Origin of the sequence: Kocuria tytonis (genome assembly GCF_003226895.2) — a bacterium.
Taxonomy (GTDB): Bacteria; Actinomycetota; Actinomycetes; order Actinomycetales; family Micrococcaceae; genus Kocuria; species Kocuria tytonis.
Genome location: NZ_PNJG02000001.1, coordinates 895,878 through 909,249, shown reverse-complemented (window position 1 = coordinate 909,249; position 13,372 = coordinate 895,878). Strand labels below are relative to the sequence as shown.

General features: G+C 65.9%; 8 protein-coding genes. All 8 read left to right on the top strand.

What is annotated here, in order from left to right; genetic code table 11:
- A complete protein-coding gene (gatA, locus tag C1C97_RS03995) occupies window positions 1-1,602 on the top strand; it encodes an Asp-tRNA(Asn)/Glu-tRNA(Gln) amidotransferase subunit GatA (RefSeq protein WP_233542712.1) in 1,602 nt (533 codons plus the stop codon).
- The gene (gene gatB / locus C1C97_RS03990; protein ID WP_110919608.1) at window positions 1,602-3,107 is read left to right on the top strand and encodes an Asp-tRNA(Asn)/Glu-tRNA(Gln) amidotransferase subunit GatB; all 1,506 of its coding nucleotides are present in this window, start codon (window positions 1,602-1,604) and stop codon (window positions 3,105-3,107) included. Before gatA ends, gatB begins: the two co-directional genes overlap by 1 nt.
- Window positions 3,108-3,270: 163 nt before the next feature.
- On the top strand, window positions 3,271-4,068 hold the full coding sequence (gene grpE, locus C1C97_RS03985; RefSeq protein WP_121030091.1) for a nucleotide exchange factor GrpE: 798 nt from the start codon (window positions 3,271-3,273) through the stop codon (window positions 4,066-4,068).
- A gap of 78 nt (window positions 4,069-4,146) precedes the next feature.
- Window positions 4,147-5,733 carry an Hsp70 family protein gene (locus tag C1C97_RS03980; protein ID WP_121030089.1) on the top strand — a complete coding sequence of 529 codons (1,587 nt, stop codon included), beginning with the start codon at window positions 4,147-4,149 and terminating at the stop codon, window positions 5,731-5,733.
- A gap of 52 nt (window positions 5,734-5,785) precedes the next feature.
- Window positions 5,786-8,446 carry a hypothetical protein gene (locus tag C1C97_RS03975; RefSeq protein WP_147406046.1) on the top strand — a complete coding sequence of 887 codons (2,661 nt, stop codon included), beginning with the start codon at window positions 5,786-5,788 and terminating at the stop codon, window positions 8,444-8,446.
- Window positions 8,447-8,733: 287 nt separating this feature from the next.
- Entirely contained in the window at window positions 8,734-9,687 is a 954-nt protein-coding gene (locus C1C97_RS03970; protein WP_158591127.1) for a TRAFAC clade GTPase domain-containing protein, read from the top strand.
- Between the two features lie 6 nt (window positions 9,688-9,693).
- Entirely contained in the window at window positions 9,694-11,841 is a 2,148-nt protein-coding gene (locus C1C97_RS03965) for a GAP1-N2 domain-containing protein (RefSeq protein ID WP_121030085.1), read from the top strand.
- Window positions 11,762-13,372, top strand: a complete 1,611-nt coding sequence (locus C1C97_RS03960; protein WP_199712167.1) for an Hsp70 family protein — start codon at window positions 11,762-11,764, stop codon at window positions 13,370-13,372. The genes C1C97_RS03965 and C1C97_RS03960 overlap by 80 nt, the downstream gene beginning before the upstream one ends.

Here is a 13,372-nt window from a genome sequence, read left to right as displayed (position 1 = left end):
ATGAGCGAGCAGATCATCGAACTCTCCGCCGCTGACCTCGCGGCAAAGCTCGCCGCGGGCGAGGTGACCTCCGTGGACGCCGTGCAGGCGCACCTGGACCAGATCGGGGCCACGGACGGCGCCGCGCTGGACGCCTCCGACCGCTCCCGCGGCACGGACGGCCTGAACGCCTTCCTGCACCGCAACACCGAGGAGGCGCTGCGCGTGGCCCGCGCGGTGGACGAGGCCCGCGCGAACGGCGAGGACCTGCCCGAGCTGGCCGGTGTGCCGGTCGCGGTCAAGGACCTCATCGTCACGAAGGGCCAGCCCACCACCGCGGCCTCCCGCATGCTCGAGGGCTTCATGAGCCCCTACGACGGCACCGTGACCCGCAAGCTGCGTGCGGCCCGGATGCCCATCCTGGGCAAGACCAACCTGGACGAGTTCGCCATGGGCTCCTCCACCGAGCACTCCGCGTTCGGCCCCACCCGCAACCCGTGGGACCTCACCAAGGTCCCCGGCGGTTCCGGTGGCGGCTCCGCCGCGGCGGTGTCCGCGTTCCAGGCCCCGCTGGCCCTCGGCACGGACACCGGCGGCTCCATCCGCCAGCCCGCGGCCGTGACCGGCACCGTGGGCGTGAAGCCCACCTACGGCTCCGTCTCGCGCTACGGCGTGATCGCCATGGCCTCCTCCCTGGACCAGGTGGGCCCGTGCTCGCGCACGGTGCTCGACGCCGCCCTGCTCCACGAGGTCGTGGGCGGTCACGATCCCGCGGACTCTACCTCCCTCACGGACCCCGTGGGCGGCTACGCGCAGGCCGCGCGGGCCGGTGCCGCGGACGGCGGGCTCAAGGGCCTGCGCGTGGGCGTGGTCAAGCAGCTCACGGGCGAGGGCTTCCAGGCCGGCGTGCAGCAGCGCTTCGAGGAGTCCCTCGAGCTGCTGCGTGGGGCCGGTGCGGAGATCGTGGAGGTCGAGGCACCCAACTTCGAGTACGCGCTGGGCGCCTACTACCTGATCATGTCCTCGGAGGTCTCCTCCAACCTCGCGAAGTACGACGGCGTCCGCTTCGGTCTGCGCGTCACGCCCGAGGGCACCCCGACCATCGAGAAGGTCATGGGCGCCTCGCGTGCCGCGGGCTTCGGCGACGAGGTCAAGCGCCGCATCATCCTGGGCACCTACGCGCTCTCCGCGGGGTACTACGACGCCTACTACGGCTCCGCCCAGCAGGTGCGCACCCTGGTGCAGCGGGACTTCGCCGCGGCGTTCTCGACGGCCGACGTGCTGATCTCGCCCACCGCCCCCACCACGGCGTTCGACATCGGTGGCGTGGACGAGTCCGCGGACCCCATGCAGATGTACCTCAACGACATCGCGACCATTCCCACCAACCTGGCCGGGATCCCCGCGATCTCGCTGCCCGGTGGCCTGGCGCCCGAGGACGGGCTGCCCGTGGGCATCCAGTTCATGGCACCGGCCCGCGAGGACGCCCGCGTCTACCGTGCCGGCGCCGGGCTGGAGCGGCTGCTCACCGAGAAGTGGGGCGGCCCGCTGTGGCAGCACCGCGGCGACGTCGCCGGGACCGTTCGCGATTTTGCGGCCACCGCCGCGCAGGGAGGCAAGTGATGAGCCAGGACGTGCTGTCCTTCGAGGAGGCCCTCGAGCGCTTCGAGCCCGTGCTGGGCTTCGAGGTGCACGTGGAGCTGAACACGAGGACCAAGATGTTCGACGCCGCCCCCAACACCTTCGGGGACGAGCCCAACACCAACACCACGCCAGTGTCCTTGGGACTGCCCGGTGTGCTGCCCGTGGTCAACGGCAAGGCCGTGGAGTCCGCGATCAAGCTGGGGCTCGCGCTGAACTGCTCGATCGCGGAGAAGTGCCACTTCGCGCGGAAGAACTACTTCTACCCGGACACCCCCAAGAACTTCCAGACCTCGCAGTTCGACGAGCCGATCGCGTACGACGGGCACCTGGACCTCGAGCTCGAGGACGGCACGGAGTTCCGCGTGGAGATCGAGCGCGCGCACATGGAGGAGGACGCCGGGAAGCTGACCCACATGGGCGGTGACGCCGGGCGCATCCAGAACGCGCAGTACTCCTTGGTGGACTACAACCGTGCGGGCGTGCCGCTCATCGAGATCGTGACCAAGCCCATCGTGGGTGCGGGGGAGCGGGCGCCGGAACTGGCGCGCGCCTACGTGGCGGCCATCCGCGAGATCGTGAAGAACCTCGGGATCTCGGACGCCCGCATGGAGCGCGGCAACGTGCGCTGCGACGCGAACGTGTCCCTGATGCCCCAGGGAGCCACGCAGTTCGGCACGCGCTCGGAGACCAAGAACGTGAACTCGCTGCGCGCCGTCGAGCGCACCGTGCGCTACGAGATCCAGCGCCACGCCGCAGTGCTCGCCGCCGGGGACACCGTGGTGCAGGAGACCCGCTTCTGGCACGAGGACACCCGCTCCACCACCTCGGGGCGGCCCAAGTCCGATGCCGACGACTACCGTTACTTCCCCGAGCCGGACCTGGTGCCCGTGGTCACCACCACGGAGTGGATCGAGGAGATCCGGGCCACCCTGCCCGAGCCGCCGGCGGAGCGCCGCAAGCGCCTGAAGGCGGACTGGGGCTACTCGGACGAGGAATTCCGGGACGTCGTGAACGCCGGCGTGCTGGACCAGATCGAGCAGAGCATCGCGGCCGGTGCCACGGCAGCCGTGGCCCGCAAGTGGTGGATGGGCGAGATCGCCCGCCTGGCCAAGCAGCGCGAGGTGGAGATCGTGGACCTGCCCGTGACCCCCGCCCACGTGGTGGAGCTGGACGCGCTCATCGCGGACGGCAAGATCAACGACAAGCTGGCCAAGAAGGTGCTGGGCTTCGTGGTCGAGGGCGAGGGTGCCCCCGCGGAGATCGTGGAGGCCCGTGGCCTCGCGGTCGTCTCCGACGACGGCGCCCTGTCCACCGCCGTGGACGACGCCATGGCCCAGATGCCGGACGTGGTGGCGAAGATCAAGGGCGGCAAGGTGCAGGCCGTGGGCGCCCTGATCGGCCCGGTCATGAAGGCCACGCGCGGTCAGGCCGACGCGGCTCGCGTGCGGCAGATCATCTTGGAGAAGCTGGGCGTGCAGGGCTGAGGCCCCGCGCCCCGGACATGAACCGGCCCGGTTCCCCGTGCGGGGGCCGGGCCGGTGCCATCTCATGCGACACGCCTGGTGGCGATTGCAAATTGATGCGTATCACAGTACAAATGTGATGAGCGTCTAATAACCCACCGCACTGGAAGGCGAATTCTTCATCATGACCAGCGCGGATCACGACAATGCGGCAGTACCCCCGTCTGAGGAGCTCTCCACACAGCCGCACGCGACTTTGGAACCCGACCCCTCGATCGAAGAGCCCCGAGAAGGCGAGTCGATGGTCGAGTCGCTCGGGGAAACGGAATCCCGAGCCATGGCGGAGCCGAGTACGGCTGAGTCATCTAGGACCGAACCCGTGCTTCGTGAGGATTCCGCGCGGGTGGAGGCAGCATCCGACGACGCTGCAGAAGCGGAGCGTGTGAATGAGCCGGACCTCGAGTTCAAATCCATCGTTCTGTCCGAGGTCCGCGCCCTGCGTGCCTCCCTCGACACGCGTGTTGCGGAGTACGAACGCACCATCCGATCACTGCACGAAACGGTGGAGAACCTGCAGAGGCAGCAGCTCACGGGGGTCATGAAGCCCGTGTTCCAGCAGTTCGCGGACCTCCAGGCGGAGTTGCAGTCCGCCGGGTTCCAGGCCGGCGGCAGAGGCGACCAACAGTACGCGGAGGAGTTCGATTACTTCGCCACGGTGATTGAAGGGCTGTTGGACCACTTCGACCTGGAATCCGTGGAGGCCACTGCAGGCTCCCACTTCGACTCAAAGTTGCACATGGCGGTCCAAGCCCGCCCCACCGACGACGCCCAGCAGGACCGCACCATTGCACGGGTGCTCCGTCAGGGATACCGGGTCATCGGAGAAGCCCGCGTTCTGATTCCCGCGCGAGTGGTGATTCTGAAGTATGCGCCTCCCGCTGCGGAAGCGGCAGAGACACCGGACAGCACCGTCACCGGGTAGCCCAGCACTGCCCCAGCCACATTTCCCCCGCAGCCCATTGCACCCCGCGCACCTCAACACCAGGAGTGGAAGAGCAACATGAGCAACACCGTCTATGGCATCGATCTCGGCACCACGTATTCCGCGATTGCCCGGATCAACGAGCAGGAGATGGCGGAGGTCATCAAGAATTTTGAGGGGCAGGACACCACTCCCTCGGCCCTCTTCTTCGAGTCCGAGGACAACGTGGTAATCGGTGCTGAGGCTAAGCGCGGTGCGCTGGCTGATCCTGACAACTCCTGTCTGCTGATCAAGCGGGAGATGGGTACGGACTACGCGGTCCAGTACCAGGGCAAGGATTACACCCCGGAGTCCCTGTCCGCTCTGATCCTGCGTGCCATGGTGGACGCGGCAAATGAGGCCACCGGTGAGGACGTGGACCAGGTGGTCATCACGGTGCCGGCATACTTCGGCACGCAAGAACGGGAAGCTACTCGCCAAGCCGGGCAGATTGCTCAGCTGAACGTGGTGGGCATTGTCACGGAGCCGGTGGCGGCGGCACTGTCCATTGGCATCCGTTCCGAAGGGGCGCAGACCATCATGGTCTACGATCTCGGCGGCGGCACCTTTGACACGACCGTCATGAAGGTGGATTCCGGAAAGGTGGAGGTTGTCGGGATCGACGGCAGCCGAACCCTGGGAGGCGCGGACTGGGACGAGGCTATGGTGCAGCTGTTGCTGGAGCGCTTCAAGGCCGAAGCGGGCGCGAATGCCGAGGGATGCGAGGCGGACGACGAATTTCTCCTGGACCTGCAGCTCAAGGCCGAGGAGACGAAGAAGTCACTCACCAGAAAGCACGATGTCAAGGTTTCGTTGCGGTGGGAATCCGCCAAGGTCAGCCTGACCATCACGCGTGCGGATTTCGAAGCCGCCACGGCGCACCTGGTGAACCAAACCCTGGAAATTGCCGAGCGTACGGTGAAGAACGCACAGCAGAAGGAGCCCGGTCTCACCATTGACCGTGTGCTGCTTGTGGGCGGTTCATCCCGCATGCCCATGATCTCCGAGGCGCTGCGCAACACTTTGAACTGGGAACCGGAGAACACCGATTTCGATCTGGCGGTGGCCAAGGGGGCGGCCATCTACGGGCAGGCGCACATCGAGGAGATTCTCTCCTCAGACGGTGAAGAATTGCCGGAAACAACGGGGAATGAGTCGAAGTTCTTCCTGGGCGGTGCTCGCTCACTGAGCGTGAAGAACGTGCTCGCCCGCGGTCTGGGCGTCCAGTTCGTTCGGGAAGCGAGCGGGGACCCCTACGTCCACTTCTTCGCCCACGCCAACGGCACCATCCCGTGCGAACCCGCGCCCATCGATGCCCAGACCGTGGCAGATCAGCAGACCCACGTGGAACTCTCGCTGTACGAGCAGGCCGGGGACCAGGAGTCCGAAAACGTCACGGACAACCGTGAGCTGAAGTCCGTGGACCTGCCGTTCGCCAAGCCCATGCCCAAGGAATCCCCCGTACGCATTCTGATCACCATCACCACGGAGGGACTTGTGCGCCTCAAAGCAGAGGACCCGGAGAGCGGCAACTCGGTGGAACTCGAGGCCACGGTCTCCCAGCTGGATGAGCAGCAGGTCCAGGAGGCCGCCAGCCAGGTCTCGTCCCTGAGCCTGCGCAGCTGACACCGGCGCGCATTCCGTGGCTACACTCAATTCGAGCGAGTACAAGAAGCTCGTGCTGCAGCCCTGGGCTGCTGACAGCACGAAAATGGCCGTCCTGGAAAAGGTCGTGTCTCAGCTTTCCCTGAATCCACAGAGCGAGGAGTACCTCACCCTGGATCTACCGGGACTCTTTGCCCTGCCCCCGGGGGGACTCACGAAGGCCCAGCTTGAGGGTCACAGCAACGCACTGAGATCTGCCCTCAACAAGTCGAACAGATTGAAGTCCGCGTCCGCCCTCGGGAAGCTCCTGGACTTTCTCCGCAACCGCGAGCTGTTCACGGATCCTGACTTCTGGGCAGATTTTCAGTCACGGCGAGCTGCCGACCAGCAGCGTCGTCTGATGTCGGCGGTCTCGGATCTCGAATCGGAAACGCCGCTCAGAACTCTCAGCCGGGGTCAGGCATTACGTCGGTTGGCTGCGCTAGGGCTCGACGGGCTGGATCCCAGTCTGCTGAGCCAGCACGGATTCGCGGTCTTCGACGACTTGCGTCCGCCGGTCGAGGGGGAACTGTCGCGCCTCCGAAGCACGTGGGGACCTGTCCGGGACAAGCACGGCTCGGACTATCCCACGGTTTTCCACCTCATGGTTCTGGGGCGGCAAAATCCGCCGGTGAAGGCTCGGTGCGTCGACGAGCTCTCAGTGGGTGGTAAACCGGTGACCAGCACGGATATTGAACAGTCCCACGCGCAAGCTCTTAGAACGAGGGACAGTAATGCCGTGCAGGACGCGGCAAAGTTCTTGGCGGAACTCAAAAGGGTGCGGGATCCTGAAACCCTCCGCCGCGTGGCCTTCGCAACGGTGTGGGAGCGGGCCAAGCAGCAGCTGTCTCAAGGCATCCCTTCGGTCCGCGTGGCAAAGGGCCTCTGCTCTTCTGGCCTCGACGAACTGGACGCGGTCAGAATTGTCGCCGCGGTTGCGGAGGCGGGGAATGGGCCGGGCAACTCGGGCGTGGGTGTGGAGGCAGTCCGAGAGGCACTGGCACAGGGCAAAAACGAGCGGGCGCGCCGAACACTGGAGGCCTTGAAAGAAGACCCTCAGACGGTAGAAGAGCGCCGCGAATTGGCTACCCGGATCGAGGAGCGCGCTCGTGACAAGGCCCGTGCGCTGAGTGACTACGAGAGCGCCATGACCCGAGAAGACTACGCTCAAGCCCGCTCGCGGTTGCAGGACGCGTTGCAGATCGATGCGGACGACTCGGCGGTGGAGGAGCTGCTCGTCAGCCTCCCCCTGCCCGCGCCCCGCCCCACTCTGCGCCCCACGGAATCCGGGGTGCTCGTGGAGTGGAACGGTGTGGGCGAGGGAGCCCACTACGACGTCTACCGCTCAGTCAACGGGGTGGCATCGACACAGGCCCGTCTCGCGGAATCGCTTGCGGAACTTGCCTTCACCGACGCAGAGGCGCCGGTGGGGGAGCAGCTGCGCTACGCGGTGGTTGCTGCCCGTCCCGGTGGAATTTCCTCGGCCGAAGGACATGCGGACATTGTCCACCTGCCCGTCCCCAAGGCTGTGTCGGCGAAAGCACGCGCCTCCGATATCCTGGTGAGCTGGGTGGTTCCGCCGCAGACCAACGGGGTGAAGGTTCGCACGCTGACACTGGATGCTCCTCCGGAGACCACGCACGTGCAGGACTCCACCACCTTTCACATGAGCGGTGCTGACATCGGCAGGATGTACCGGTTCGAGGTGTCGGCCGTCTACCTCACATCTGGTGGCCCACAGGAGTCACCTGCCGTCACGGCCACCGCAACCCCCCGAGGCGAGGTCCGGCCCGTGACAGACCTGACCGTGACCGCCGCGGGATCGGGGCCGGGGCTGGAGGCCCGGTGGTCTCAGTCGCGGGGCGCGGTCACCGAACTCTGGGCCATGCCGATCTCCGCCGGACAGCCACCCGCCGTAGGGACGGTCCTCACGTCATCGGAGGCCAGTGCGTCCGGGTTGTTCCCGCTCCGCTCGACCATTCTCGCGCCCGGTGACCACCACATGACCGCGCGGCTGCACACCCTCGAGGGGCCACATGTCGTGGTGCCCCTGACGTGCGGCGAATCGGGTTTCCTGGTGGGGGTTGCGACCGTCGCAGGGAATGCGCCCCCTGTGGCGCACGCCGCCGCGGAGCGTTTTGGTGACCGCGTGCGACTCACATGGACGTGGCCCGGGGGCAACTACGATGCACTGGTGCGGTGGCGTTCTGGCGCAGCTGAAGAGCAGGTGCGGGTGACCAAGTCCAGCTACGGGCAACACGGCGCCGTATATCTCCCCAACGCAGCTGAGGTGTCCCAGATCGGCGTCATCACGATGGCCAGGACGAACTCAGCCCCGTGGGTGTCCCAACGTGTGGACGTCCCGTTCGCGTCGTACACCGGGCCCGTCATCACCTACACCAGCAGGATCGCCAAATCTCTGCTGGGACGAGCCCGCGTGGAGTTGACGGTCACGGGGGCGCACGGGACGGGCAGCCACGATGTGGGGGTGTACTTCGCCTCCGGCACCACCATGCCCGCCCGCGCCAACCAGGCCCGGCACATCAGCACCCTGACCGTGGACTGCTCGAGAGGCGCCTCTCAACACCACACGGTAGATCTCGGGCGGGTTAGGGGGCCCTTCTGGATTCGACTCTTCTGTGACGACGGCCGGGTAACCGTTCGAGACCCCAAGACATCATCCCTGAAAGGCTGACCCCACTCGTGAGTGAATTCAACTGTCCGTACTGCTTTGCAGGACTTTCCTCCCAGCAAGTCGCTTTTCGTTGCTCGGGGCACAACCCGCCTCAGAATCAGGCGTGCGTGGTGCACGAAGACCGCGAGAGAGCGCAGAGCGTGGGAGACACCACCCCCTCGTACCCGCCGGTGCTGCGCCACCACACGGACGGACGGCACATTGTCGACGAACAGGGCAGACCGCTGTTGCTCCACGGGCGGCTGGGGTCCAAGGTGGTGTGTGACCGGTGCGGATGCCCTACCCAGGTGGCCATCTGTCCCAGTTGCCACTGCCTGCTGCCACAGGGAGTCGAGGATGGTGCGCTCTCCGTGGCCGTGGTGGGGGCACGCAATAGCGGCAAAACTGTGTTCCTCTCGCAGCTGGACTGGCAACTGATGCACACCGTGCCGGAGCGGTTTGGTGTGGCAGTGGATTACCCCGGAGGAACGGCGGGGCTGGCCAGCAAGCTGCAGGAGTACCGCAAGAAGATGACCGATGGGCAACGCCAGCTGCCCGAACAGACCAGGGTGGAGGGCAACCGTGGTCAAGCCCCCGCGGTGTACCGCTGGGATTGGGGGCCGGCCCGCAAGCGTCACGCCTCGAGAGTGATCTCGATTTACGACACCCCGGGTGAGGCGGTGGCCACTCTCCAGCGCACCACGGAACTGGGGCACTTGCGCGCCGCGGATGCCGTGGTGCTAGTCATTGACCCGTTCTCCTTGAGTGAGAATCGAGAACTGGCCCGGGAGAAGGGCATCGACCCCGGGTCTGAGACCTTGGCGAACGATGTCCTGGACGGTCTGATTGGCTCGCTCAGATACGACGACCAGAACGTCGGCAAGGGAAAACTTCTCACCACCCCGCTGGCGATTGCCGTGACCAAGATGGACGCGTTCTGGTCGCAATTTCCGGAGGGCAGTCCGCTGCGCACGACAGGAGAAGCGGTGCCCTATTTCGACGAGGAGGACTCGAAGTCGGTCCATGACTTCGTCCTTTCCCAACTGCAGGCGTGGGGCGGCGCGAATCTGACGAACAAAATTGCCGCCAACTTCAAGACGTTCAGGTACTTCGCGGTGTCTGCCCTGGGCGACGAACCCAGTTACCGGGACGGCAGGCTGACCGGCACCGTGAGCCCGACTCGGGTGGTGGACCCCGTTCTGTGGATCCTGAGCGGGGACCGCAAGTTCCTGCCCACCGACAGCTCGCAGAGTGGGAGTTGACGACGCATGTTCCAGGTGGCCCAATACACAGACGTCTCCTCAGAGGAATCGCTCGATGGACGGGCGGGCTTCAACTATGCCTCCGCCTCACCGAACTTCTCAGGCACCGACCGCCACACCGGGGAGTCGTACATGCTTCACAGCGTGGATGCGATGTCCGCGGAGGTGGAAAGCTTCACCTACCGGCAGGTGGATGGACGCTTCTACTTTTCGCGTGGACGGACGCTGGGGGCCACCCATAGCGGTCGTTCCGGAAACCATCTGACCCGCATGGCGGTCACGGGTGATGTTGAGGATCTCGGCGCCTACACGCCCGCTCAGATTCTGGGTGCGGCGAACTGGACGGAGACACGCGCTCCAGAGCGTGTTCTGGAGCCGTGGCGTACGCCCGTGCTCCTACCGGAGTGGCTCGGCAGTGCGCAGGTTTTGTCCTGGGTATGCTCCGATGCAGACCGACGCGCCTTCTTCCCCCGCCTCCTTTCAGCTCTGCAGTCCCGGCTCACCCAGCAGGACTCGTCACGGATCGCGCTGGTGCACTCGGATCCACAGGTGGTGTTGCGCTGGCTTGCCGCGGCAGGACTGCTGCTCAATGATGTTGCCGTGCGCTCGCTCAGCGTGTGCGGCATGCTGACGGACGCGGCCCACGTGGACGCGGATGTGCTGTGTTGCACACCCGCGGCGCTCACCTCAATTCCCCCCGGAAGCATGGTGTGCGATCTGAAGGAGCTCAGCGGCGGGTTGGACAGCGATGCCTTTGGGGTGCAACGGAGCATGGCGCTGCTTGAGCAGGACATGCCCACCGCGCCCCAGACCATCGCACTGGCCCGCCGTTGGGACCCGGCAGTGGGGGAACTTCCCGCTTTCTGGGGCGCAGAACTGGTCTCGGGAGTTCTGCAGCCCGGCGGGGAGATTCAGGATGCAGACATGGTTCTGGCCTTGGTCGAAAATTTGGCGGGCAACGGGTTTGCCCAAGACTTGGAGAAGTACCGGGAAGAATTCGCGGCTGCATTTCGCAAGTGCAGAAAGGACCTGCCAGGGGACGCGGTGTCCGTGGCAAGGGCAGCGCATCGCACCGCCGACAGCGGCAACGCGGACCTGAGTGCCATTCTGCTTGAGGCGTTGCTGCAAGTGTCCCTGGAGCATCCCCGGGTCTTCCCGCAGTGTGCCCGAGAGCTGACGGGGCACGAACCGATGCGGTGGCCCGGCGAGCCAGTGCGGTGGACCGAGCGGCTGAGTGACGTGGCCGAGCGGTTGGCCGATGCAGATCTGCCGGCGGTTTTCGCGGTGCTTGAGCCCCTGCGAGACTCCCTGGACCAGGATTTCTGGGCCCAGCAGGCGCACCGCTACGCACAGCATCTCACGGCGAATCCGGAAGAAGTTCACGCGACGCAGGACCTGTGGAACGGACTGCACATCCGCGAGGACCTTCGCTCGCTGCTCCTCCCTCAGCTCGAAGCAGCCGTGCTGGGTGCCGGACAACCCGTGGAGCCCAACGGTGTGCTCCAGGACCTCATGCGTCAGGCATGGAACGAGCTGGCGCGCATCTCAGGGGGCGACAGCACGACGTCGGCGAAGGAGTTCACGCAGTGGCAGCAAACCGCAAACTTTGCCGCAGCCGACCCGAAGGAGCGGCTGCGAGTACTGAGGAAGGGTGAACAGGGCTGCACTTTTGAAGTATGGCCCGCGGCGCTCACTGGCACCACCCCATTAGAAGAACCCAAGCTGTGGCTCGAGTGGGTGACTGCCCATGGTTCCAGCCGAAAGCTCGAGTCGTTCGTCCTGTCCGTCGTGCAGCCCAAGATCTCGCAGGCGGCCAATGGCGATCTCAAGCATTGGGAGGCGCTGCTGGAGGCCATGCAGCGCTCCGCCAGCTCCCCAGACAACGACCGCACCCAGGAACTGCGGCGAGTGCAGAACGAGATCTCCGAAAAGCTGCAGAAGCGCCCAGGATTGCTGCGGAAGGCCTCGGAGCGGTTCCGGCGTTCCAACGGCAACCCGCGAGAAGTCGGCTCTGCGGCTGAGAATGACGTAGGGGACCTTAAAGACAGGGACGGGCTGTCCACCGGTGCGCCGCATGCACGAGGGGGTTCCGCAGGGCCGGGCCACCGCCATGATGATCCGAGTGGAGGACGCGATGCGCAGCGTGGGCATTGATCTGGGGACCACCTACTCTTGCGTGATCTCGATGGACGGCGCAGACAGCGAGGAGGTGGTGCGCAACGACCGCGGTGCGGAACTGACTCCGTCTGTTGTCCACATCGACGAAAGTGGCGCGTGCTCCGTGGGCGCGGAGGCGCAACTGCGTCTTGGAGACGACCCCGAGAACGTGGTGGTGGGAGTCAAGCGCCGGATGGGAACCGAATTCCCCGTCGAGTACGCGGGACGCAGCTTCACCCCCGAAGGACTGTCAGCGCTGATCCTGCGTCACCTGGCCGAGGCTGCGGCCGAGCAGTTCGGCATTCCCGAGGGAGAGCTGGGGGCGGTTATCACCGTTCCGGCGTACTTCGGGGTTGCGGAGAAGGAAGCCACTTGCGCCGCTGCCGAGATTGCGGGTCTGAAATGCCTGCATCTGATGCCGGAACCGGTGGCTGCCCTGCACGCCTACGGACTCGGTGATCGTCCGGGTGGTTCCTCCCTGGTGTACGACCTCGGAGGCGGCACCTTCGATGTGGCCGTTGCCGAGGTGACCCGCGGGTCGCACAGGGTGCGGGCCGTGGACGGCGAGTCCCAGCTCGGTGGTCTGGACTGGGACCAGAGAATCGTGGATCTGCTCTGGGAGCAGCTGGAGGTGCTGGACGACGTCGATGAGCTGCGCTTGGACGAGGAGCTGATTGCTGCAGTGGACACTGCCGCGGAGACCCTCAAACGGCGTCTCACAGGGGCAGAGCGCGCGGTGGAGCGCCTGCGGTTCCGGGGCCGCTTCATTAGCCTGGAACTGACCAGGCAGCAGTTCGAGGACGTCACCGCGGACCTGGTGGACCGCACTCTGGACGCGACAGAACGGGTCGTTGCTGCCGCCGCTCGTCTCGGGGCGCCGGCGGTGGAGCACATCGTGCTGGTTGGAGGATCCACTCGGATGCCCATGATCAGACGTCGGCTCGGGGAGCACTTTTCCTGGGAGGTGCTGCTCACGGACCCGGATCGAGCCGTGGCCCGGGGCGCGGCGATGGTGGCGGCGCAGCTGCTGGCGGGCAACAACCAGGTGACGGCAGGGAGCATCTCGCTCAGCGGGGCGCCCATCTCCTCGGTCCTTCCCAGGGCTCTGGGCGTCAAGCTGCACTCGAGCGGGGATCCATGGCGGGAGGAGCCGTACGTGGCCCACTTCCTCTGGCAGAACACCCCGTTGCCGGTGCGCAACCACCGGATCGACATTGCCTCCATCGTGGATGGTCAGCAGCGCGTCCGTGTAGAGATCTTTGAGCAGAGCGGAGTGCTGCTGTCCGACCGGGTGCTCGACAACGATCTTCTGGTGGAGGGCGAGATCGTGCTGTCCGAGGGCCTTCCCGCAGGTTCACCCGTGACCCTGGACATCTCGGTGGGGGAGGACGGGATGCTGCGTGTCACCGCGCTGGATCCCCGGAGTTCCGAGCCCCTGGAGCTGGAGGCATTCATGCACGGGGTCCTGGATGATCGAGAGCGAGCGGCACAAAAACAGACGGTAGCCAGTTTGCGGATGGTGAGGTGA